This window comes from Stutzerimonas marianensis (assembly GCF_022810315.1).
Taxonomy (GTDB): domain Bacteria; phylum Pseudomonadota; class Gammaproteobacteria; order Pseudomonadales; family Pseudomonadaceae; genus Stutzerimonas; species Stutzerimonas marianensis.
Genome location: NZ_JALGRD010000011.1, coordinates 24,149 through 47,462 on the forward strand (window position 1 = coordinate 24,149; position 23,314 = coordinate 47,462).

Sequence of the window (23,314 nt, forward strand, 5' to 3'; positions counted from 1 at the left end):
CTCTCCGGCACTGACATTGAAACGCCGCCCCATGATACGCCCAATCCGCGCGCGACCAAGCGCAGACCCGTTGCCGCAGGCCGGACGGACCGATCAGTCAACGTATCGATCAGCGAACTCCCGAGTAGACCGCGCGTTCTATTGAGACTGTTGCCCGATCCGTGAGCGTCCCGCTCCGGAACCTCGCGCAGGAGTCTGGATGTCATCGCTAGAGCCCCGAAGCCGCTTTCACGCCCTGCGCCGTCTGGCGCTGGTCTGCCTGCCGCTGATCCTGTCCGCTTGCGCCGAGGACGAGGCGCCAGCCGAAGTCCCGCCACGCATCGCCTATGTCGAACCGCTGCGCCGCGTGGATCCGGCACCGGAGGCGCTGCGCTTCCCCGGTGTGGTGGAAAGCGTCACCACCACGCAGCTCGCCTTTCAGGTCGCCGGGCGTATCGAACGCATCCTGGTGGACGAAGGCACGCGCGTCGAGGCGGGCCAGCCGCTGGCGCAGCTCGATCGCACCGACTACGAACTCCAGCAGCGCGAGGCGACGGCACGGTTGCGCCAGCTGGAAGCGGACCTGACCCGCAAGCGCGCGCTGCTGGCCGAGGGCATCCTCGCGCCGGCCGCCGTCGAGCCTCTGCAGGCCAACGTCGTGGCGGCACGGGTGGCTCGTGACAGCGCACAGCGCGACATCCAGCACAGCACGCTCACCGCCCCCTTCGACGGCGTGGTGGCTCAGCGTCTGGCAGAACCGGACATGGTCGTCAGCGTCGGCACCCCCATACTGGAACTGCAGAACAACCAGCACGTGGAGGTGGGCGTCGACCTGCCCGAAACCGCGGCGCTGAGCGTGCCACTGAATGCCGAGTTGCAGGCCGAAGGCGAGCTGGTGATCGCTGGCGTCACCCTTGACCTGCATTACAAGGAACACAGTACGCAACCGCGCGAGGGCTCGCGTACCTATCGCCTGATCCTCCAGGGCGAACCGCCGGAGGGCTACAACCTGCTCCCAGGCATGGCCGTGCGCGTCCGGCTGCAGCGCCCGGCCCCGCTCGAACAGGACCGCCCACCGCGCTTTCACGTGCCGCTCAATGCCATCCAGACGGCGCCCGACGGCAACCACTTCATCTGGGCGGCCGTCGACGGCCAGGCGCGGCGGGAGGACGTCCGGCTCGAACGCATCGAGCAGGACCAGGCGATCATCAGCGGCGACCTCGCGGAGGAGATGCTGGTGATTGCCGCCGGGGGTAGCAAGCTCGCCGACGGCCAGGCGATCAAGGCCGAGCGGCGCGACCAGAGCGCGGGCACGCACTGATGGATCTGGCCCGCTACGCCATCTGCAAACCGGTCAACGTCTGGCTGCTGGTCCTCATCTGTCTGGTCGGCGGCGTGCTCGCCTTCTTTGAAATGGGCCGGCTGGAAGATCCGGAATTCACCATCAAGGAAGCGATCGTCACGGTCCAGTACCCCGGCGCAACCGCGCTCGAGGTCGAGCAGGAGGTGACCGAACCCCTGGAAAGCGCGATCCAGGAGCTGGCCGAGGTCAAGGAGATCCGCTCGCGCTCGATGATCGGCCAGGCCGAAATTCGTGTGGAAATCCAGGACAGCTATTCCGGCGATGAGCTCGACCAGATCTGGGACCAGCTGCGCAACAAGGTCGGCGATGCCCAGCAGGAGCTGCCGCCGGGGATCGATCCGCCACTGGTCAACGACGACTTCGGCGACGTCTATGGCATTTTTTTCGCCCTGACCGGCGAAGGCCTGACGCTGAGGGAGTTGCATGAGGTCGCCAAGGACCTGCGCCGCGGGTTGATCACCGCCGATGGCGTGGGCCAGGTCGAGATCGCGGGCGTGCGCGAGGAACGCATCCTGGTGGAAGTCGACCAGGCGCGGCTGGCGGCCCTGAACCTCTCGCCCGAGGAATTCATCGCCGCGCTGGGGGACGCCGACGCAGCGGTCGATGCCGGTGGCGTGCGGGCCGGCGAATACTTCGTCACCATCCGCCCCACCGGCGCCTTTAACTCACTCGACGCCCTGCGCGCCTTGCCGGTCGGCCAGGGGCCGCAGAGCGTCGATCTCGGCTCCATCGCGACCATTCGCCGCGACTACGCCGAGCGGCCACGCCAGCTGATCCGGCATAACGGCGAGCCTGCGTTGACGATCGGCATCAGCGGCGTCTCCGGAAGCAACATCGTCGAGGTCGGACAGAGCGTCGAGGCGGCGCTGGAGGCCATGCAGCCCCGCATGCCGCTGGGCGCAGAGCTGCACCCGCTCTATCAGCAGCACAGCATCGTCAACGAATCGGTCAACAGCTTCGCGCTCAACGTGTTCCTCTCGGTCGCGATCGTGGTGGGCGTGCTCTGCCTGGCGATGGGGCTACGCGCCGGGGTGATCATCGGCGCCGTGCTGTTTCTCACCGTGCTCGGCACGCTGCTGGTGATGTGGCTGGCCGGTATCGAGCTGGAGCGCATTTCACTGGGCGCGCTGATCATCGCCATGGGCATGCTGGTGGACAACGCGGTGGTGGTCTGCGACGGCATGCTGATCGAGAAGCAGCGTGGGCGCAGCATTCTCGAGGCCTCACGCAAAACGCTGCAGCAGACGCAGTGGTCGCTGCTGGGCGCGACCATCATCGGCATCCTGGCCTTCGCCGGGATCGGCCTGTCGCAGGACACGACGGGCGAATTCCTCTTCTCGCTGTTCTTCGTCATCGCCACTTCCCTGCTGCTGAGCTGGCTGCTCGCGCTGCTGGTCGTGCCGCTGTTCGGCCATTACCTGCTCGAGCGCAAGGGCGACCGGGATACGGCGGGCGAAGGCCAGGACGAGGCCTACAGCGGGCCGGTCTACAACCGCTACCGGCGAATCGCCGGCGGCGTGCTCGCCCACCCCTGGCTGACCGTTGGCGTGCTGGTGATCCTCACCGTCCTCAGCGTCCTGGGCTTCAGCCGCGTCCCGCAGAGCTTCTTTCCGCCATCGAGCACGCCGATCTTCTACGTCAACCTGTTCCTGCCGCAGGGCACGCATATCCGCGACACCAGCCGCACCGCCAAAGAGGTCGAGGGCTATCTGCACGAACTCGAGGGCGTGACGGACGTTTCCACCTTCGTCGGCGCCGGCGCCTCGCGCTTCATGCTGACCTATGCACCGGAGCAGCCGAACCCCTCGCTGATGCACTTTCTGGTGCGCACCGAAGACGCCGAGGTGATCGCCGATCTGGTGCGAGACGTGAACCAGACGCTGCCAGGACGCTACCCCTCGGCGGACGTCGCCGCCGCGCAGTTCATGTTCGGGCCCAATGCCGAAGCCAAACTGGAAGCGCGCATCAGCGGACCGGACTTGGACCAGCTACGCGCGCTTTCCGCCGAGGGCCAGCGCATCCTTCACGAGCAGGGCGAGGTCTTCAACATCCGCGACGACTGGCGTGCCCCGGTGCCGGTGCTGCGCCCGCGGCTGGACCTGGATCGCCTGGCCGACGCCGGCCTCACGCGCCAGGCCGTCGCCCGTGCGCTGTCCGTTGCCAGCGAGGGACAGCGCGTCAGCGTGTTCCGGGAGCGCGACGAGCTGATCCCGATCCTGTTGCGCGCGACCGAGGAGGACCGCGCCGAGCCGGATGAATTGATGCAGCGGCTGATCTGGAGCCCGGCGATGAACCGCTACGTCCCCCTCGCGCAGGTGGCCGACGGCATCGACGTCGCGACCGAGGACTCGACCATTCGCCGACACGGGCGCGAACGCACCATTGCGATTCGCGCCGAGCCACGTGACGGGGAAAACACCAACGATGCCTTCGAGCGTATTCGCCCGCTGATCGAGGACATGCCGCTGCCGCCCGGCTATTCGCTGGAGTGGGGCGGCGACCACGAGCAGTCGTCCGACGCGCAGGAAGCGCTGGCCGCCACCCTCGCCGTGCCCTACCTCGCCATGGTGCTGGTCACCGTGCTGTTGTTCGCCAAGGTTCGACAACCGCTGATGATCTGGCTGGTGGTGCCGATGGCGCTCTGCGGCGTCACCCTGGGCCTGCTGGTCACCGGACAGCCATTCGGCTTCATGGCCCTGCTAGGCCTGCTCAGCCTGACGGGCATGCTGATCAAGAACGCCGTGGTGCTGGTGGACGAGATCGACCGACAGATCGCCGACGAGGTCCCACGGCTGACCGCCATCGTCGAAGCTTCGGCCTCGCGCCTACGTCCGGTGATGATGGCGGCGGGCACCACCGTGCTGGGGATGGTCCCGCTGCTGTTCGACCCATTCTTCGCCAACATGGCGGTCACCATCATGGGCGGGCTGGGCTTTGCCACTCTGCTGACCCTGCTGGCGGTGCCCTGCCTGTACCTGCTGTTCATGCGCGTGAAACCGGAGGAAACCAGATGACCGGCCGCCTGCCTCTCCAGCCGCTGGCCTGGGCGCTGGCCCTCGCGCTGGGTGCCTGCTCGAACGTGCCGGAGCGTCCGCAGCCGGATGTACCCGACACCTGGTTTCATGCCGTGCGCCAGCAACCGGCAGACACCGAGGCCCTGGCCACCTGGTGGCAGCTGTTCGAGGATCCGGCGCTCACCGGCCTGGTGCGCCAGGCACTGGACAACAACCGCGACATCCGCCAGGCCATGCTGCGCGTCGACACGGCACGCGCGCAGCTGCGCCAGGCCCGTGCCGGACTTTTTCCGACGCTCGACCTGCCCGGCTCGGCCAGCCGCCAGTGGATCGAGAATGACAGCGAGCCCGACCCGAACAGCCCGGTCGGGCAGTTCATCCCCGACGACGACGTCATCACCTTCGACAACTGGGAGTTGGCGCTACAGGCCAGCTGGGAACTGGATATCTTCGGCGCCACCCGTGCGCGAACCGACAGTGCCCGCCAGCAGATCCGCTCGGCACAGGCCCAGGCGATCGCTGCTCGCCTGGCCGTCGCCTCCAACGCGGCGCAGGGCTACGTGCAGCTGCGCGCCCTGGAAGGCCAGCGGGCGCTGCTGGTCGAAGGCATCGAGCTGGCCAGGGAACTCGAACGCATCGCCGGCCGCCTGTTCGATGCCGGTGAGGTCACGCGGCTGGATGTCGAGGCCAGTGCCGCCGAGCGGGCGTCGCTGGAAGCCGACCTCGATGAACTGGACATCGACCTCGCCGAAGCGCGCCTGGCGCTGGATACCCTGCTGGCCGAACCGCCCGGCACCACCGCTCGCCAGCTGGGCGCCTCCGCCAGGGTTCCGCTGGCAGGCCAGCCGATTCCACCGGGGCAGCCCATCGACCTGCTGCGCCGGCGCCCCGACCTCATTGCCGAAGCCACGCAACTGCAAGCGGCGCAGCTGCAGTCGCTGGCGGCCCGTCGCGACCTGTTCCCGACCCTGGCGGTGCAAGCCGCCGTAGGCCGGTCCGGCCTGGCGCTGGGTGACGCCTTCTCCAGCGCCTCGAACTTTGCCCGCCTCGGCGCGACCTTCGGCCTGCCCTTCCTCGATTACCGACGACGCGGTGCGGCCATCGACCTGGCCGATGTCGAGGGCGAAGGCGCCTATCTGAGCTTTCAGCAGGCACTGGCCGAGGCCCTGGAAGAGGTCGAACGGTCACTGGTGCGCATCGAAGGACAACAACGCCGGCTGGACTCGCTGCGCCGGACGCTGCGCCATCGCCAGTACGCCTATGCGCTGGCGCAGAAGAGCTATCGCCTGGGGGAGGCGAACCTCAACGAAGTGCTCGATGCCCAGCGTGGCTCGTTACGGGCACGGCAGCAGGCCTTGCAGGGCCGCACCGCCCTGGCGACCGCGCAGGTGGCGTTGTTCGTGGCGCTGGGCGGTGGGTGGCAGGCTGGTGGGGTAACGGCGGAAGGTGAGCCCCCGGGCGAATGAATTCGCCCGCAAAGTCGGCACCTTGCTTAGCGCGTACGGGCGCGCGTACGGGCCCGTCCGTTGGCATGAGGGCCGAATTCACTCGTCCATCGAGCCAATGCCGACAGACGATACCCTCCGCGCCCGCTGGGAAGGTCGAATGGAATCGCTGCGCGATGTGCCGCCGCGGGGAGCCAGTTCAGCCCTTCATCCAAGGCGGCTCGGGCACCTCATCCCTCGGCTGATCCACCGCCTCGCGTGCCGCCTCCTTGCGCGCCTGCTCGGCCAGGGTGGCCTTGATCTCCCGCATTACCGCATCGATGTCCGCCGCATCCTCCGCTTCGGCGAACTCACCGGTCAGCTCGGTCTTGGGCGTCAGCTTGCCTTCCTGATAGAGCGCCCACATTTCCTTGGCATAACGCGTGAACTTGAGCTCGGGTGCGAAGCGCCCGAAATAGGCGGACATGTTGCCAACGTCGCGCTCGAGCATGTCGAACGCATGGTTGTTGCCCGCCGCGTCGACCGCCTGTGGCAGGTCGATGATGACCGGGCCGTGCTCGTCCAGCAGCACGTTGAACTCGGAAAGATCGCCGTGCACCAGCCCGGCACAGAGCATCTTGACCACTTCGCCAATCATGAACGCATGGAACTCGCGGGCATCGTCGGGATGCAACTCGACGTCATTCAGGCGCGGCGCGGCATCGCCATCTTCGTCGCTGACCATTTCCATCAGCAGCACGCCATCGAGAAAATCATAAGGCTTGGGCACCCGCACCCCGGCCTGAGCCAGTCGGTACAACGCAGCCACTTCGGCGTTCTGCCAGTTTTCTTCCTTTTCCTTGCGTCCATGCTTGGAGCCCTTGGCCATCGCGCGGGCGTCGCGGCTGCTGCGCACCTTGCGTCCTTCCTGATATTTCACGGCCTGGCGGAAACTGCGGTTGTTCGCTTCCTTGTACACCTTGGCGCAACGCAGCTCGTCACCGCAGCGCACCACGTAGACCGCTGCCTCCTTGCCGCTCATCAGCGGGCGCAGTACTTCGTCGATCAGCCCATCCTCGACCAACGGCTCGAGTCGTTTTGGCGTTTTCATCAGCGGCTCACAGACCCTGTTTGGCTATGCAGATCTGCAGGTTACGGCAATCGTCACGGCCCTTCCATGCTCGGTAGCCAGTTTGAAAGCGTACTTCGGATTGGCGCGAAGCCGCGCCGGGGGGACAATCGTGTCATCCACTCACGGAGCCCACCGATGTTCGACCTGGACCGCTGCTGGCAAGCGCTCTGCGACCGAGACGAAACGTTCGACGGCCGGTTCGTCTTCGCCGTGCACTCGACCGGCATCTATTGCCGCCCCAGCTGCCCGGCACGCCGCCCGCGCCGGGACGGGGTGAGTTTTTACAGCGATACCCAAGAAGCCGAATCCGCCGGCTTTCGTCCCTGCAAGCGGTGCTCGCCGCACGGCCAAAGCCCGGCCGAACAGATGGACGCGCTAGTGATTGCAGCCTGTCGGCTGCTGGACGACCACGACGGGGCGATGCCGCTCGCGCAGCTGGCTGCCCGCATCGGCCTTTCCCCTTCGCATCTGGCCCGCGCGTTCAAGGCCCGTACCGGGATGACCCCGCGTGCCTGGTCCGCAGCGCGCCGCCAGGCTCGGCTGGAAGTGGCACTGGCCGGCGCCGACTCGGTCCTCGGCGCGGCGCTGGATGCCGGCTTTGGCAGCACCCGGGGCGCCTATCAGCACAGCACGGCCATGAGTCCGGCCCAGCGGCGGCGCAAAGCGCAGGGAGAAGGGCTGCGCTATGCGATCGGCGACTGCCCGCTGGGATTGCTGGCGATCGCCGCGAGCGAGCGTGGTATCTGTGCGCTGCTGTTTGGTGATCGCGAGGACGCGTTGGTTGCCGAGCTGCAGTCACGTTTCGCCGCCGCCGAGCTGGTTCGCGACCAGCCAGGCCTGGGTGCCTGGCTGGAAGCGGTCGTGGCTCAGCTGCAGGAGCCCACGCGCGCGGCCCGCCTGCCACTGGATCTGCGCGGCAGCGCCTTCCAGCAGCGGGTCTGGCAAGCCCTGCGCGACATTCCGGTCGGCGAGACCCGCCGCTACGGTGAGCTGGCCGAACACCTGGGCACCCACGCGCGTGCCGTCGCCCGCGCCTGCGCCAGCAACCCGGTCGGCCTGCTGGTGCCCTGCCACCGGGTGGTCGGCGCCAATCGGTCGTTGACCGGTTATCGCTGGGGAATCGAGCGCAAGGCCGCTCTGCTTGAATCCGAGCAGGAAAAACCGGGAGCCTGAGGACGAATCGGCGGTCGGATGCTACACAGTCCGACGATCCGAGGCCGCCATGACCGAACTGAAACGCTACCGCATCCACTACCTGATCAACGGCAACCCGGCCTCGCTCACGCTAAGTTCGTTCGATGAACCGAACATGGAACAGGCCGAACTGGAAATCCTCCTGCATCATGTGCGTGAGCCCCGCGCCGCCACGGATGCGCCCTGGGAGAGCCCTGAGCGCAAGAGCGAGCACAGTCGCATGGCCGAGCTCGGCGTGAGCGACATCCAGATCGAGGAAGACAAGGCCTCTTGAACCATCGGAGCCCCCAGCCGTGCCACTGATCGACACCCACACGCATCTCGACTTCGACCCTTTCGACCATGACCGGCAGGCGGTGCTCGACCGCTGCCAGGCGGCAGGCGTCGAGCGCATCCTGGTGCTTGGCGTCCATGAGGCCAACTGGGCGCGGGTCTGGCAGCTGGCCGAAGACGCGCCCGCCGTCTACGCCGCGCTCGGCCTGCATCCGGTGTTCCTGCAGGACCATCGCCCCGAACATCTCGACCGGCTGCGCGACTGGCTAGAGCGCCTGCGCAGCGCCGACAAGCTCTGCGCCATCGGCGAGATCGGCCTGGACTATTACATCGAAGATCCGGACAAGCCGCGCCAGCAGGCGCTACTCGAGGCGCAACTCGGCCTGGCCAATGAATTCGAATTGCCGGTGCTGCTGCACGTGCGCCGCGCGCATGCGGACATGATCGCTACGCTCAAGCGCTACAAGCTCAAGCGCACCGGCATTGCCCATGCCTTCAGCGGCAGCTGGGAGGAAGCACGGGAGTACATCAAGCTCGGTTTCAAGCTCGGCCTCGGCGGCGCCGGGACCTGGCCGCAGGCGCACCGGATGCACCGGGTACTCCAGCAATTGCCGCTCGACAGCATCGTGCTGGAAACCGACGCCCCCGACATCACGCCGCACAGCCACGCCGGCGAACGCAACAGCCCGGAATTTCTACCCGACATCTGCCGTGAGCTCGCCGAGCTGCGCGGCGTCAGTGCCGAGGAACTGGCCGAAGCAAGCTATCGCAACAGCTGCGACCTGTTCGGCTGGGCGTAGCCTCGGCTCAGTCCGCCAGCGGATCGTGACCCCAGTTCATCAGCGAATGGCGCCAGCGGCTGTCGCGCAACTCGCCATTGGGGCGCTGCGCCAGGTGTCGGTGCACGTAGCCGATAACCTTGCGCATGGCCTGGTAGTCATCCTCGTCAAGATCGGCCTGACGGGTGTCCTTGAGCGCGAGAATACGCTCACCCATATGGTGCCCCACCGCCTCACCATCGGCGGGCGACGATACCTTCTCGCCATCGGCGGTCATGCCGACACTGCGACTCTGCTCGCTGTCGAGCCAACGCCGCAGCGTTGCAGGCGCCATGTTCACGACACGCTGGAATTCCTCACGGGTGTCGCGACGGGCCTGTTCGTCAGACGTGCTCATCGCTCCCCCTCGCGCTGCAGTGCGGCGACCAGTTCGTCCTTCTTCATGCTCGAACGTCCGCGAATGTTGCGCTTGGCCGCCCGGCGCATCAGCTCGGCCTTGTTCAGGCCGCTCAATGCCGGCTCGCGTTCACGGCTGGCCTTGCGTGCCACGTCCTCGGGCTGGGGCGAGTGCTGCCGCCCGCGCCGCGAGTCCGCGCGTTTCTTGCGCGTGGTGCGGGCATATTCCGCGTCACTCAACGACTCACGCGCGTGCTTGGGCAGGTAGCGCTCGCCCGTCTCGCCGGACGGCTTGCCCGACTCGGTGCCCCAGTCTTCGCGGGTCCACTCGCGCAGGTGATTGTCGGCCGACTTCCGGCCCTCGTAGCCGCCGCCGCGCTTCTTGTACTCCTGCACGGCGTACTGCGCCTTGCGCGCGGACCACTGGCCGGGCTTGCCGCCCTTGTCGCCGGTGGTAACCGCCTGCTTGACCTCGTCCCACAGGGCGGGGTCGGTTTTTTTCGCGGTACTGGCCATGGAGCAGCTCCCGGAAATGCCTGTTCGGCAGACCCGGGGCCGCGAGGCGCTGTTCAGGCGGGCCGATAAACGGCGATGCTGATCAGACGCGGAAGGCGCCGATCAGCTGCTGCAGCTGGCCGACCAACTGCGACAGTTCGCGGCTCGCCTGCTCGGTATGGCCAGCGCCCGCGGCGGTGCGTTCACCGGCTTCATTGATCGCGACGATGTTCTGATCGATGTCGTGCGCGACGGCGGTCTGTTGCTCGGCAGCGGCGGCAATCTGCTGGTTCTGATCGACGATGGTGCCAACCGCCGCGAGGATGTTCTCCAGCGCCTGACGCACCTGTGCCGACTGGCCGACCGTTTCGTCGGCCAGCGCATGGCTGTCATGCATCGTCTTGACCGCAGCGCCGACGCCACCTTGCAGCCGGCCGATCATCTGCTCGATTTCCTCGGTCGATTGCTGGGTGCGCCGGGCCAGGTTGCGCACCTCGTCAGCCACCACGGCGAAGCCGCGCCCCTGCTCACCAGCGCGCGCCGCTTCGATGGCCGCATTGAGCGCCAGCAGGTTGGTCTGCTCGGCGACGCCCTTGATCACGTCCAGCACCTGGCTGATCGCCGTGCTGTCGTCGGCCAGTTTGTTGATCACTCCGACCGAGCGTTCGATCGCTTCGGCCAGTCGCTCGATGCCGCCCACCTGCGCTTCCACGAGGCCGCGGCCGGTGACGGTTTCCTCATTGACGTCCTGCGCGCTGCCAACAGCGGACTCGGCGCTGCTCGCAACCTCCTGTGCAGTCGCCGACATCTGGTTCATGGCCGTGGCGACCTGCTCGATCTGCGCACGCTGCTCGGACACGGTCTGGTTGCTCTGCCCGGATACCTGCTCCACGCGTGCCGCCTGGCGTTCAACCTCGCCGACCGTCTGGCCGACACGTTCGATCAGCTCGCGAATGCGCGCCACCGTCTGATTGAACACCTGGCCGAGCTCGCCGAGCTCGTCGCGGCTCTGCACGGCGAATTGCGCCGTCATGTCGCCGGCCGCCACACGATCCATGGTCGCGCCAAGGCTGCGCAGCGAGGCGCGGGTGGACACGTAGAATCCGCTGTAGAGGTAGACGACGAGCAGGAATACCAGCGCCAGCGCGGCCAGCAGGACAGTCATCATCAACTGCTTCTCACCGAGCCGCTGGGCCAGCTCCTCGTCGAGCAGCGTCAGCACGGCATCATTGAGCGCATGGGTCTTGGCCATCTCCGCACTGACCCGCTCGTAGAAGTCTTCCCAGGGGCCGTCGAGCGATTCGGCCATGATCACCTGATCCTGGAACAGCTCGTTGCTCAACTGCAGCGATTCACGACTGGCGCGCGCCAGCCCATCGAGCCGCTGCGCGGCCTTGGCGCTGCCGAGCACGTCCTGCAGTTGCGCGCCGTACTGCACGTCCTGCTTTTCCAGCTCGAGCAGCAAGTCGTCGAGCTTGTTGCTGGCATCCGAGTTCAGGTAGCCCTGGCCGAAGGTGTAGGCGCCCACCGCCCGCCCCTCGCCCAGCGTCGCGGTGATGCCCGGGGTGACCGAGCTGAGCAGTTCGGTCAGCAGGCGCACGTCGCGATGGGCGTCCTGGCTCATGCCGGACTGGCTGGCGACCAGCTTGATCATTACCTGAGACTGGCCGAGCAGCGCCCGTGCCATCGCCGCCTTGGCCTGCAGCGACTGCTGATTGCGCGCCGCCTGCAGGGCGGCCGCCAGCTCGTCGCGGCGGGCAGTGAACTCAGCGACCTGCTCGGGATGCTCGCTGACCGGCTCAAGCGCCCGGACACGCGCCTCAAGGTCAGCCTCCACCTTCGCCAGGCGCGTCTTGAGGGCCTGATCCTCGCCGGTCTGGCCGATGATGCCTTCGATCTCGACCAGGTCCTTCCAGTCCTGAGCGTCTCGGCGCAACTGCATGGCGGTGCCGAGCAGCGACAGGCTTTGCAGTTCGGTGCGGGTGCCGACGAACTGGCGGTACGAGTCGCGCACCAGATAGAAATTGGTCAGCAGCATGGGCACGAAGAACAGCACGCTGATCAGGCTGAACTTCATGCCGAAACTGAGCCGGTTCATGAAAGCAATGGCGGGATGCAACAGGATTTTCAAGGACGCTCTCCCATTTTTGTTCTTGCGCGCCGCGAAGGCTCGTCAGGAGGCCAGTGACCACTCAGGGATATCGGTCCCGGATATCGCAACTTAAGGTAGTGGCACCCTGACAGCACCACAACTGGCAGAAGGCGCGTCGATTCCGGCCTATACAGCGTACTTATCGGATGGTGAGCTGCCGCGGCACGACTGAGCATGCCGCGACGATCAGGCAACCAGGGTCCAGCCGGCGATGACGGCGTACCAGAGCAGGCGCGTGCGCACCAGCATGGCCGCCAGGCTGTCGAGTCGCGCAAGGCCGGCTTCGCCCGTAGCGGATTCGCCGAGATCCGCCGCGGCCGGGCCGGCTTCGGCAAGCAACCGGCGGGCAGGAATGTCCCAGTGCAGCAAGTCCTTGAGCACGGCGTGGTGCAGCGCGACGAAATTGCCGACCAGGCCAAAACTGGCCAGCAGTACCCGCACCGGGAGCCAATCGAAGGCATGCAGCAATGATCCGGCCCGCTCACGCAGGGCCTCGCTGCGACCATGGGCCACGCAGAGCACCAGCAAGCGATAGGCCAGCGCCGCCATCGGCCCCAGCAGCAAGTACCAGAAGATCACCGCGAAGAAGCCCTGGTGGCTGCGCCACAAGAGCTGCGCCTCGACCGCGCGCAGCAGCCCTGGTGGATCCTCGGCCGAGAGATTCAGGTCGCGCTCGGCAACCAGCGCGGCCGCCTCTTCGTCGCCACGGTGCCAGGCATCGCGAAACGGCCCCAGTTCCCGCTTGAAATCGCCTCGGCCCAGGCTGTACAGCACGACCAGCAGGTGCAGCGGCAGCGCAAGCCAACCGTAGGCCAGCGGCTGCAGCAGAGCGAGCAGGACGCCAAGGACCAGCACTGGCGCGAGGACCAGCACGAACAGGCCAGTCCAGGGTCTGGCCTGGCCCTGGCGACCTTCGACGCGCTGCAACAGCCGCAGCCAGGGGCCATCCTGCTGCACCTCGCGCCGCCAGTCGGTGAGCTTGTCGATGACCAGCACCAGCAGTAGCACCAGAAAAATCATTGTCGAGTCCCTTGTTTCGATTCAGACGACGATGGCCGCCTCACGCAGGCGCTGCCAGTCGAAGGCGGGGCCCGGATCGGTCTTGCGTCCGGGGGCGATGTCGCTGTGTCCGCAGACCCGCTCTGGGGTGATGGCCGGGTAGGCCTGCTGCAACAGACGGCCAAGGCGGATCAGGCTGTCGTATTGCGCATCGTCGAAGGGCTGGTCGTCGGTCCCTTCGAGTTCGATGCCGATGGAAAAATCATTGCAGCCCTCGCGCGAGGCGAAGCACGAAACGCCGGCATGCCAGGCTCTGTCCAGGCAGGAGACGAACTGGGTGATCGCGCCATCACGCTCGATCAGGAAGTGGGCCGACACCTGCAGGTTCGCGATTTCGCGAAAGAAGTCATGCTCGTCCACTGACAAGCGGTTCTGGAAGAACTGCTGGACCTTGCCCGTACCAAAGCAGCCGGGCGGCAGGCTGATGTTGTGAATCACCAACAACGAGATCTCGCCCTCGGGCCGCGGGTTGAAGTTGGGTGACGGGCAATGGCGCACACCTCGACACCAACCAGTGGCGTGATCCAGTTGCATGGCGGCAGGTCCTGGGTGAATGGCGGCGTAGCAGGCTAGCGCCTGCGGGGCTCGGCCGGCAAGCGGTGCAGACTCAGTCGGCCGCTCATCCGATGCGCTTCTCGTCACGTCGCGACGCCAACCGGTCGGCCAGGCGCGTCGGCTCCGGCAGGCGATAGCGGGTCACATAGCGCATCACCAGCTCCGGTGCGGTGGTCAGGCTGACACGGTGGCCCGGCGAGATGATCAACGGGCGCACCCGATCCTTGCTGCGCAACACCGTGCCGATCACCCTGCCCTGCCTGTCGAGCAGGTCGGCTTGCTCACCGCGCGTTTCCCCCACAGGTTCGTGCACACCGGTGAGGATCTTCTTCGCCACGCCGACGGTCGGCAGTCCGGTGATCACGCCCAGGTGCGCCGCAATCCCCAGGCCGCGAGGATGGGCGATGCCATGCCCGTCCGAGAACACAAGGTCGGGTGTCGCGCCCAGCGCGTCGAGCGCCTGCAGCACAGCCGGCAACTCACGGAACGAGAGCAGCCCGGGAATATAGGGCATGCGGGTGGGAATGCGGGCCAATGCCTGGGCCTGCACTTCCAGCGTTTCAGCATCCAGCAGCACCGCCGCCGCACGTGTGATCCGCCCGCCCTCCTCGAAGCCGACGTCGACGCCTGCGATCAGACGCAACACGCCGAAATCGTCTTCGAGCCGCACCCGGGCAGCAAGCTGGATCTGGGTTTCCCGTGCCGCGGCGGTGTCGCCGTTCCAGTCGGCAAAGGTCGGCGGTTCTGGGCGTGTGGTGGCAGACATCTCCTGATTGCTCCATCGGGTCTCAAGGCTGGGTCTTGGGTTCGAGGCTGCGCGGGCGCGGCCGGTTCAACCTACTCAGACCTACGGCGACTGGACAGCTGCGCAAAAAAATAAGACGCTCCCGCCGGATCGCGGCAGATTTACCCTGCATTTCCATAACAATAAACAGAACAGCCAGACTTCCGATGCCCAATGCACACCCCCTGAAGCGCGTCAGCATTCTTGCTACCGAAGGCGTCTTCGCCTCTACGCTCATGCAGGCCAAGGACTTCTTCCACATGGCCGCCCTGCGCTCCGGCAAACAGCACGGTCACGGCCTCGCACCAGCCTTCGAGACCTTGCTGGTCAGCCCCGACGGACAACCCGTGACGACCTTCAGCGGCACGCGGATCGAGGTGGATGGCGCGCTGGACGCGACCGACGCGGTCATATTGCCGGCGTTCTGGGGCGATTTCGATGCGCTCTGCCAAGGCTATCCGCAGGTCATGCCCTGGCTGCAATCACGTCACCAAGCCGGCAGCGCCATCTGTGGCGAAGCCACCGGGGTGTTCTGGATGGCTCAGGCCGGCCTGCTCGATGCTCGCGAGGCCACTACCCATTGGCGTTTCGCCAACGAGTTCAGCACGCGGTTTCCGCAGGTCCTGTTCACCCCGGAAAAGCACCTGACCGACAGCGACAACCTCTATACCGCCGGCGGTACGACCTCGGCGTGCGACCTCTATATGCATCTCGTGGAGCGCTACTGCGGCTCCAGCGTCGCGCAGGGCATGGCGCGGGATATCCTCTTCGAGGTGCAACGCAGCTATAGCCCGGGACGCATCGGATTCGGCGGGCAGAAGATGCACCTGGACACCCGCGTGCTGCAGATTCAGGAATGGCTGGAAGAACACTTCGCCGAAAAATTCCGTTTCGAGGACGTCGCCCGCGACCACGGCATGAGTATCCGCAACTTCATGCGCCGCTTTCAGAGCGCCACGGGCGACAAACCGCTGCATTACCTGCAGCGGCTGCGGATCGAAACGGCCAAGAGTCTGCTCTCGACCACCCGCAAGAGCATCAAGACCATCAGCTACGAAGTGGGCTATGACGATGCGAGCTTCTTTGCCCGGCTGTTCCGCCAGCACACGGAGCTGTCGCCGAACCAGTATCGGCAACAGTATCGATTGAAGAACGGTTGAGTGCTGGAAGCTGGGCGCGTATCGGTGCCGCGCCCAGCTCGAGCGGAGACTCCGTCAGGGCTTGTGGGGCCGTGACAGGTATTCGTGAGACTGCATTTCCAGCAGGCGGCTCAGTGTGCGCTGGAACTCGAACTCCAGGCGCCCGCCAGCGTAGAGGTCCTTCAATTCCACTTCGGCCGACAGGATCAGCTTGACGTTGCGATCGTAGAACTCGTCGACCATGTTGATGAAGCGACGCGCCATATCATCCTTGGCAACGTTCATCTGCTCGATGTTGGAAACCAGCACGGCGTCGAAGATCTTGCCCAGCTCGATGTAGTCGTTCTGACTGCGTGGGCCGTCGCACAGCGCACGGAATTCGAACCAGGCGACACCACAGGCGACCTTGCGCGCGGTGATTTCACGGTTCTCGATCATCAGGGCTTCGTTTTCCTGGATCTTGCACTTCTCCGGCAACAGGCTACGGAAGCTCTTTTCCAGGCTCTGCTCGGCCTCGGCATCGAGTGGGAAGTGGTACAACTCGGCCTGCTCCAGCGCGCGCAGACGGTAATCGATGCCGCTGTCGACGTTGACGATCTCGGTGTGCTTCTTCAGCAGTTCGATCGCCGGCAGGAAGCGCGCCCGCTGCAGGCCGTCCTTGTAAAGGCCATCCGGCACGATGTTGGAGGTCGCCACCAGGCTCACGCCGTTCTTGAACAGCTCCTCGAGCAGGGTCGCGAGAATCATCGCGTCGGTGATGTCGGAGACGAAGAACTCGTCGAAGCAGATCACCCGCGACTCGTCGGCGAACCGCTTGCCGATGATCGTCAGCGGGTTCTTCTCGCCCTTGAGGGTTTTCATTTCCTCGTGGACGCGCTTCATGAAACGGTGGAAGTGCGTGCGAGTCTTCTGCTCGAAGGGCAGCGCATCGAAGAAGGTGTCGACTAGATAGGTTTTGCCGCGCCCGACGCCGCCCCAGAAGTACAGGCCCTTGATGGGCTCTTGCTTCTTGCCGAACAGCTTGCCCAAGAGGCCGGATTTGCCACGCTCGTCGGCGACCAGGTCGTCATACAGACGCTGCAGATGGCGAACGGCATTCTCCTGCGCCGCGTCGTGGAAGAAATCAGGACGTTTCAGGTCTGCCTGATAGCGTTCGAGAGGGGTCATGGCGGGGTCTGGGCAGTGAAACGGGGCCGACACTGTAGCCGTGCCCTTGGTCGTTGGCAATTTACGCAGATCGTTCAAGCGCTAGCGCCTCGGTAGGTCCATCGATCCTCGCGATCCGCCCATGCACGGGTGGATCGCGCTCCGGTTTCATTCGGCCAGGGTTGCCAATGCCTCACGCAGACGCAGCATCGCTGCCTCCAGCGCCTGTTCATCGGGATAGGCCGGGCTGTCGGCGATGCAACTGCCGTCGAGCCACAGTGTGAATTGATCGTTTTCATCGGCGCGCAGTTCCAGCGCATCGACGCTTTGCGAAGCGAGCTGCTGGGTAACCTGACCGATCGCCTTGGGATCGACGAATGGGCGGGACAGCAGCAGCTGCTCGCCATCGGCGGCGAAGAAGCGGAAGCGGAAGCTGCCATCCTCCTCACGGAAACTGGCGAAGCGGGCGCGCTTGCCCGACTTCTTCTTTGCCGGAGCGGCGCTTTTCACCTCGCTGCGGAAGTTGCGCAGCCCCACGGCCTCGCGCAGTTCGGCCAGGAAGGGCGTCGCCACCTGGCGGGCCTTGGCGGCGCCCGCCTGGAGGATATCTTCCAGGTCGCCCGGTCGGCTCATCAGCGCATGGTAGCGCTCGCGCGCCTCGCCAAGTTCGGCGTCGAGCAGCTCGAAGAGGCGCTGTTTGGCTTCGCCCCAGGCGAGGCCGGCGAGCAGGTCCGCACGGAACTCGGCAAGTTGTTCCGGTGTGGCGAACGCCTGGTACAGGGTAAACAGGTGCGCGTCGTCCGGATCCTTCGGCTCGCCGGGCAGGCGCGAGTCGGTGACGATGCGCGCGATGGTGCTCTTGAGCTCCTTGGCGCTGGCGAACAGCGGAATGGTGTTGTCGTAGCTCTTGGACATCTTGCGCCCGTCGAGCCCCGGCAGGGTCGCCACGCTTTCCTCGATCAGGGCGGTCGGCGCGGTGAAGAGCTCCTTGCCGTTACCGAACAGGTGGTTGAAGCGCTGACCAATGTCGCGAGCCATTTCCACATGCTGGATCTGGTCGCGCCCGACCGGCACCTTATGTGCGTTGAACATGAGGATGTCTGCCGCCATGAGGACCGGGTAGCTGAACAGGCCCATGCTGACACCGGCATCCGGGTCTTCGCCCAGTTCGACATTACGATCCACAGCCGCCTTGTAGGCGTGGGCACGGTTCAGCAAGCCCTTGGCTGCGACGCAGGTGAGCAACCAGGTCAGTTCCGGGATCTCGGGAATGTCGGACTGGCGATAGAAGGTCACGCGCTCGGCGTCGAGGCCGCTGGCCAGCCAGGTGGCTGCAATTTCGAGCCGCGACTGCTGAATGCGCCGCGGGTCGTCGCACTTGATCAGCGCGTGGTAGTCCGCCAGGAAATAGAAGGAATCGACATCGGCATCCCGACTGGCGACGATCGCCGGGCGGATGGCCCCCGCATAGTTGCCCAGGTGTGGCGTGCCGGTCGTGGTGATGCCGGTAAGGATTCGGGTCTTCATGCATTCATCTCATTTCTAGGGTGGCCAGCCGGATCAATCCAGGCGCGGCGCAACCAGCTCCTTGAGTTCCACCAGCTTGCCGTGGAAAAAGTGGCCGCATTCTGCCACCTTCAGCAGCTCGTGGGGGCGCGTCAGCGCTGCGGAAAAAGCATGTACCGTGGCCGGATCGATGACCTCGTCGTCATCCGGCTGGATGATGGTCAATGCGCAACGCTCGGCCAGCGGCAGGCCGTCCAGCCGCGACACGGCCGGCGCGACCATGAACAACCGATCCAGAGGTTCGCCCCGCGCCTCCATTCGGCCCGCCAGCGCCGCCGCAACGAAGCCTCCAAAGGAAAACCCAAGCAAAGTGACCGGCAGCCCAGGCTGCTGCTCACGCAGCCACGCCAGCGCCGCCTCGGCATCTTCCACCTCGCCCATTCGCATATCGTGGCTGCCCGCGCTTGCGCCTACACCGCGGAAGTTGAAGCGCAGCGTGTCATAACCCGCGTCCCGCGCCGTGCGCTGCAGGGTCGAAACGACCTTGTTGAGCATGGTGCCGCCCTTGACCGGGTTGGGATGGCAGATCAGCGCCAGCCCCCGCGCCTGCGGCTGCTCGAAATGAAGCCCTTCCAGCACACCGGCCGGGCCCTGGATGGTGATGGGATTTTCACGTTTCAACAAAAGTGGCTCCGTGATCTTGGAAGAAGTTGGCTCGTCTCGCTAGCGCTGCCTGGTGACCGCAAGCTCGCGTCACGGTATACAGGGCAGGTACGAGACGTTAACGTATCAAGCCGTGGAAAGACCACCGCGCAGACGATGCGCGGGCCGGCGCAGGCCCTCTGGAGAGCCTATCGCCCCGCCCGAGCATCGGCGGTCCCTTTTCCACGGCTTGATTCAGCACAGCCGTTTATATAGAGGAAGGACTCGTGGAACAGACCCTCGCGACCTGGTTGCTCCCCATAGTCGGCGTGATTGCCGGCATCGCCATCGGCTACCTGATAGCCCGTAACAGCGCGCCCAACAGCACGCAGCGCCAGGTAGATGAACTGCAGGAGCGCCTGGATACCTACCAGAGCGAAGTGGTGAGCCATTTCAACACGACGGCCAGCCTGCTGCGCAAGCTCACCAACAGCTACCAGGATATGCAGGACCACCTGTCCGAAGGCGCGGACAAGCTGGCGCTCGACGAGCAGACTCGCCAGCGCCTGCTCGCCGCCCTGCACAGCCAGGACAGCCACACTCAGCGCGAACGCCTGAACTCACCTACCTTCACCGAGCCGCCGAAGGATTACGCCCCGAAGGACGCCGACGCGCCCGGCATGTTGCACGAAAATTTCGGCCTCAAGAGTCGCCACTGACAGCAGCGCCTGCGCTCAACTGCGGCACGCGCCCTGGCGCGGCCGCCACAAGCGTTACTGCCTCAACCGCATGGACAGATCGATCGCCTGTACATGCTTGGTCAATGCGCCGATCGAAATGTAATCCACACCCGTTTCAGCCACCGTCCGCAAGGTGTCATCGCTGATCCCGCCCGACGCCTCCAGCTTGGCACGCCCAGCCGTGAGTTCCACGGCCCGGCGCATGTCCTCCAGGCTGAGCTCGTCGAGCATGACGATATCCGCTCCGGCCTGCAGGGCCTGTTGCAGCTCATCCAGATCTTCGACTTCCACCTCGACCGGTTTACCCGGCGCGATGCGGCGCGCCGCGGCGACCGCAGACGATATCCCGCCGCAGGCGGCGATATGGTTTTCCTTGATCAGAAAGGCGTCGTAAAGGCCGATCCGATGGTTGTGGCAGCCACCACAGGTCACCGCGTACTTCAAGGCCATGCGCAGACCGGGAAGGGTCTTGCGGGTATCGAGCAGACGAACCCCGGTTCCCTCGACAAGGTCGGCGTAGTAGCGACAGCGAGTCGCGACACCGGACAAGGTCTGGAGGAAGTTCAGCGCTGTGCGCTCACCGCTGAGCAACGCGCGAGCGGGCCCCTCGAGATGGAACAGGACGCTGTTCGCCGCGACCCGTTGACCGTCGACAACCTGCCAGTGCACGGCAACGCGAGGGTCAAGCTGACGAAACACCGCGTCCACCCAGGCCGTGCCGCTGATGACCGCCGCTTCGCGCGTGATCACCGAGGCATGCGCCAGGCGCTCCTCAGGAATCAGTAGCGCAGTGATATCGCCGGTTCCGATATCCTCGGCAAGCGCTCGGCGGACGTTGTTTTCGACCTCGGCACCAAGATCGGCAAGAGTGAGATTGGTCACGACAGGCTCCCTTCAGATTCGGCGAGAGTATAAGGCGTAGCCGAGCGATAGAGCAGTCAGTGACGCGGGTCGCAGCCGTTAGCCGAGCGCACATGACCGCCTGTAGGAAAAGCCGTGAGTATCTGTGAGCTGCATCATGTCCAACAAAAATCCGGGCTAGGCTACCGAACGGGATGCATATAATGCCGTCATAAATTGACGTCACGAAAATGGCTTTTGAAGCCAGACGCCTGCAGCCGTTGCTCTACCCCCCCACACAACGGCATGCTACGCGTTGGAAGCGCCCCAGCAGGCGACCGGAGAGAATCGATGCGAACCGATGCGAAAGTGGTGCACCTCAAGGCTGCCCCTGAGCAAAAGCCGACCTCACCGGCAGGTCGACTACCTGTCGCGCTGATCAGCGTGCGCGACAAGGCTGCGCAGCAGCTGCGCCTGGCGCTTCAGACCCTCTTCGACAATGCCGATGACTCACTCTTCGAGATAGCCGACCGCGCGACCAGTAACGCTGAACAGAATGCGTTCTTCGAGGCGATGCGCGAGCTGCGCATGAAGCGCCGCAGTATCGAACGCGGCTTCTTGCAGCAAATCTTCGAGTCCTTTTCTCGCCTCAACCAGTACGAAATCGGCAAGCCCGCAGAATCAGAAGCCTCCTTCGAAAGCCTGGCGCTGGTCCAGAACGACGAACTCGAAGAGTCCGTCGCCGTCGACACCATGGTCACGAAGGTGATGAACCGCGCAACCCAGCCGCTCAGCCACCTGACCACACGCATGAACGCCTTGGTGAGCCGCAAGCTCGAGGACAAGAGCAATCCGCTCGGACCGCAGCAGCTGTGCGAATTCTTTATCGAGGCTTGCCGTTGCCTGAGCGTCGACATCAAGGTCAAGCTGATTATCCTCAAGCTGTTCGAGCGCTACGTTCTGACCGATCTCGACCAGCTGTATGCCGAATCCAACCAGACCCTGGTCGTCGCAGGCGTTCTCCCCGAACTGCAATCGACCCCGCCGCGACGCCCTCAGGCTCGCACCGGTCATGCGCCGGCAGGTAACAGCGCGCCAGGCACCCATGCGGCAGACTCCGCGCGCCAGGCAGACGAGGGCTACCAGGAAGCCTTCAGCACCCTCCATGCACTGCTCTCCGAGCTGCGTGGCAGCGCCCTGCCAGCCCGCAACGTGCCAAGCGATGCGATCCCGATTTCCAGCAACGACCTGATGCGCCTGCTGTCGCACATGCAAACCCGTGCGCCCCAGCAGATCGATGATTTCGATCTGCAGGCCCAGCTTGAACAATTGCTGCACCGCGTCAGCGCCAAGAGCGGAAAGTCCCGGGTCGTCGGCGAAGTCGACGAAGACGTGATCAACCTGGTTTCGATGCTGTTCGAGTTCATCCTCGATGACCGCACCCTGCCGGACTCCCTCAAGGCGCTCATCGGAAGGCTGCAAATTCCGGTGCTGAAGGTGGCGGTGCTGGACAAGACTTTCTTCAGCCGCGGCAGTCACCCGGCTCGTCGTCTGCTCAATGAAATTGCGTCGGCCTCCATGGGCTGGGGCGACCAGGACGAGGCTCAGCGCGACAGCCTTTACCAAAAGATCGAACAGGTGGTTTCCCGCCTGCTCAACGACTTCGTCGACGACCCGGCCATATTCTCGGAACTGCTGGCCGACTTCCTTGCCTTTACGGGCGACGAGCGCCGCCGTAGCGAGCTTCTCGAACAACGCACACGAGATGCTGAAGAGGGTCGCGCAAAGGCCGAGATGGCGCGTCAGGAAGTCGAGCACGCGCTCAACGAGCGCCTGTTGGGCAAGACGCTTCCCGAAGTCGTTGTTCGCCTGCTGCAGGAAGCCTGGAGCAAGGTTCTGTTGCTGACGTGCCTGAAATACGGCACCCAGTCGGAGCAATGGCAAGCCGCTCTGGCGACCATGGACGACCTGATCTGGAGCGTAACGCCGCACGACGACCCGAGCTCGCGTGCGCGCCTGCTGGACGTGGTGCCGAGCCTGCTGAAGAATCTTCGCGAAGGCCTCGTCAGCGCTGCGTTCGACCCCTTCTCGACCAGTGATTTCTTCACTCAGCTCGAAGCGCTGCACGTGCAGACGCTGCAACAATTCGCGCCGAAGCCTGCCGAAGCACTGTCGCCCAAGGAAGACTCCACGAGCACCGGAGAGCAGCAGATCGAGCAGGTGGAAGATGCCTCGACTCCGGCCATGGTCGAGGTTGTGGAAGAGATCGTCCTGCTGGCGCCTGGCGAAAGCCGCGAAGAGGAGCCCGAGGTCGACCTGGAAGCCAACGACGATGCACTGACGGCGGTGGACAACCTGCGCGTCGGCAGCTGGGTTGAATTCCAAGAGGATGAGGAACACAAGCTGCGCTGCAAATTGGCCGCGATCATCAAGCCCACCGGCAAGTACATATTCGTTAACCGTACCGGCATGAAGGTGCTGGAAAAGACCCGCATGGGCCTGGCCATCGAGTTTCGTCGCGGCGCCATCCGCCTGCTCAACGATGCCCTGCTGTTCGACCGTGCGCTTGAATCGGTCATCGGCAACCTTCGTAGCCTGAAGAACAACAGTCGCTGACCCGCCGGGGCGCCCGCCCCGGTGTTCACCGCCCCGCCACCGAACATCAACGCGCTTGGCTTTTGCCAAGGCACCGCTAGAATGCC

General features: G+C 65.1%; 20 protein-coding genes. 9 read left to right on the forward strand and 11 right to left on the reverse strand.

The window, feature by feature from the left end; all coding sequences use genetic code 11:
* Positions 1 to 199 precede the first annotated feature (199 nt).
* Genes MST27_RS18515 through MST27_RS18525 form a run of 3 tightly spaced genes read left to right on the forward strand, consistent with a single transcriptional unit; the run spans position 200 to position 5,822 of the window.
* Positions 200 to 1,300 carry an efflux RND transporter periplasmic adaptor subunit gene (locus MST27_RS18515; protein WP_243607416.1) on the forward strand — a complete coding sequence of 367 codons (1,101 nt, stop codon included), beginning with the start codon at positions 200 to 202 and terminating at the stop codon, positions 1,298 to 1,300.
* Positions 1,300 to 4,356, forward strand: a complete 3,057-nt coding sequence (locus tag MST27_RS18520; protein WP_243607417.1) for an efflux RND transporter permease subunit — start codon at positions 1,300 to 1,302, stop codon at positions 4,354 to 4,356. Before MST27_RS18515 ends, MST27_RS18520 begins: the two co-directional genes overlap by 1 nt.
* Complete coding sequence (locus MST27_RS18525; RefSeq protein ID WP_243607418.1) at positions 4,353 to 5,822, forward strand: efflux transporter outer membrane subunit; 1,470 nt, start codon at positions 4,353 to 4,355, stop codon at positions 5,820 to 5,822. Before MST27_RS18520 ends, MST27_RS18525 begins: the two co-directional genes overlap by 4 nt.
* Before the next feature lie 178 nt (positions 5,823 to 6,000).
* On the opposite strand, the gene MST27_RS18530 is transcribed toward MST27_RS18525, so the two are convergent.
* Entirely contained in the window at positions 6,001 to 6,891 is an 891-nt protein-coding gene (locus tag MST27_RS18530; RefSeq protein ID WP_243607419.1) for a PA4780 family RIO1-like protein kinase, read from the reverse strand.
* Positions 6,892 to 7,047: 156 nt separating this feature from the next.
* Here MST27_RS18530 and ada point away from each other — a divergent pair, with 156 nt between their 5' ends.
* Genes ada through MST27_RS18545 form a run of 3 tightly spaced genes read left to right on the forward strand, consistent with a single transcriptional unit; the run spans position 7,048 to position 9,179 of the window.
* The gene (gene ada / locus MST27_RS18535; protein ID WP_243607420.1) at positions 7,048 to 8,085 is read left to right on the forward strand and encodes a bifunctional DNA-binding transcriptional regulator/O6-methylguanine-DNA methyltransferase Ada; all 1,038 of its coding nucleotides are present in this window, start codon (positions 7,048 to 7,050) and stop codon (positions 8,083 to 8,085) included.
* 49 nt (positions 8,086 to 8,134) lie between these two features.
* Positions 8,135 to 8,380: a hypothetical protein gene (locus MST27_RS18540; protein WP_243607421.1), complete on the forward strand. Its 246-nt coding sequence runs from the start codon at positions 8,135 to 8,137 to the stop codon at positions 8,378 to 8,380.
* A gap of 19 nt (positions 8,381 to 8,399) precedes the next feature.
* Complete coding sequence (locus MST27_RS18545) at positions 8,400 to 9,179, forward strand: TatD family hydrolase (RefSeq protein ID WP_243607422.1); 780 nt, start codon at positions 8,400 to 8,402, stop codon at positions 9,177 to 9,179.
* A gap of 7 nt (positions 9,180 to 9,186) precedes the next feature.
* Here MST27_RS18545 and MST27_RS18550 read toward each other — a convergent pair whose 3' ends face one another.
* From MST27_RS18550 to nfi, 6 genes are all read right to left on the reverse strand, one after another.
* Positions 9,187 to 9,555 (reverse strand): DUF3140 domain-containing protein, encoded by a 369-nt coding sequence (locus MST27_RS18550; RefSeq protein ID WP_243607423.1) that lies wholly within the window; start codon positions 9,553 to 9,555, stop codon positions 9,187 to 9,189.
* A complete protein-coding gene (locus MST27_RS18555) occupies positions 9,552 to 10,070 on the reverse strand; it encodes a hypothetical protein (RefSeq protein WP_243607424.1) in 519 nt (172 codons plus the stop codon). The genes MST27_RS18550 and MST27_RS18555 overlap by 4 nt, the downstream gene beginning before the upstream one ends.
* Before the next feature lie 82 nt (positions 10,071 to 10,152).
* Entirely contained in the window at positions 10,153 to 12,180 is a 2,028-nt protein-coding gene (locus MST27_RS18560; protein WP_243607425.1) for a methyl-accepting chemotaxis protein, read from the reverse strand.
* Between the two features lie 207 nt (positions 12,181 to 12,387).
* Complete coding sequence (gene ampE / locus MST27_RS18565) at positions 12,388 to 13,221, reverse strand: regulatory signaling modulator protein AmpE (protein WP_243607426.1); 834 nt, start codon at positions 13,219 to 13,221, stop codon at positions 12,388 to 12,390.
* Positions 13,222 to 13,242: 21 nt separating this feature from the next.
* Positions 13,243 to 13,794: a 1,6-anhydro-N-acetylmuramyl-L-alanine amidase AmpD gene (ampD, locus tag MST27_RS18570; protein WP_243607427.1), complete on the reverse strand. Its 552-nt coding sequence runs from the start codon at positions 13,792 to 13,794 to the stop codon at positions 13,243 to 13,245.
* Positions 13,795 to 13,879: 85 nt separating this feature from the next.
* Positions 13,880 to 14,581: a deoxyribonuclease V gene (gene nfi, locus MST27_RS18575; protein WP_243607428.1), complete on the reverse strand. Its 702-nt coding sequence runs from the start codon at positions 14,579 to 14,581 to the stop codon at positions 13,880 to 13,882.
* A gap of 185 nt (positions 14,582 to 14,766) precedes the next feature.
* Here nfi and MST27_RS18580 point away from each other — a divergent pair, with 185 nt between their 5' ends.
* Positions 14,767 to 15,759, forward strand: coding sequence for a GlxA family transcriptional regulator (locus MST27_RS18580; protein WP_243607429.1), 993 nt, complete (start codon positions 14,767 to 14,769; stop codon positions 15,757 to 15,759).
* Positions 15,760 to 15,813: 54 nt separating this feature from the next.
* Here the strand turns inward: MST27_RS18580 and zapE are convergent, their stop codons facing one another.
* From zapE to MST27_RS18595, 3 genes are all read right to left on the reverse strand, one after another.
* Positions 15,814 to 16,905, reverse strand: a complete 1,092-nt coding sequence (gene zapE, locus MST27_RS18585) for a cell division protein ZapE (RefSeq protein WP_243607430.1) — start codon at positions 16,903 to 16,905, stop codon at positions 15,814 to 15,816.
* Positions 16,906 to 17,052: 147 nt separating this feature from the next.
* Positions 17,053 to 18,411 carry a tryptophan--tRNA ligase gene (locus tag MST27_RS18590; protein WP_243607431.1) on the reverse strand — a complete coding sequence of 453 codons (1,359 nt, stop codon included), beginning with the start codon at positions 18,409 to 18,411 and terminating at the stop codon, positions 17,053 to 17,055.
* 33 nt (positions 18,412 to 18,444) lie between these two features.
* On the reverse strand, positions 18,445 to 19,074 hold the full coding sequence (locus MST27_RS18595; protein ID WP_243607432.1) for an alpha/beta hydrolase: 630 nt from the start codon (positions 19,072 to 19,074) through the stop codon (positions 18,445 to 18,447).
* Positions 19,075 to 19,319: 245 nt separating this feature from the next.
* Here MST27_RS18595 and MST27_RS18600 point away from each other — a divergent pair, with 245 nt between their 5' ends.
* Entirely contained in the window at positions 19,320 to 19,751 is a 432-nt protein-coding gene (locus tag MST27_RS18600; protein WP_243607433.1) for a Z-ring associated ZapG family protein, read from the forward strand.
* Positions 19,752 to 19,805: 54 nt separating this feature from the next.
* Here the strand turns inward: MST27_RS18600 and nadC are convergent, their stop codons facing one another.
* Entirely contained in the window at positions 19,806 to 20,654 is an 849-nt protein-coding gene (gene nadC, locus MST27_RS18605) for a carboxylating nicotinate-nucleotide diphosphorylase (protein ID WP_243607434.1), read from the reverse strand.
* A gap of 309 nt (positions 20,655 to 20,963) precedes the next feature.
* On the opposite strand from nadC, the gene MST27_RS18610 reads away from it, so the two are divergent.
* Positions 20,964 to 23,228, forward strand: a complete 2,265-nt coding sequence (locus MST27_RS18610; protein ID WP_243607435.1) for a DUF1631 domain-containing protein — start codon at positions 20,964 to 20,966, stop codon at positions 23,226 to 23,228.
* Positions 23,229 to 23,314 lie beyond the last annotated feature (86 nt).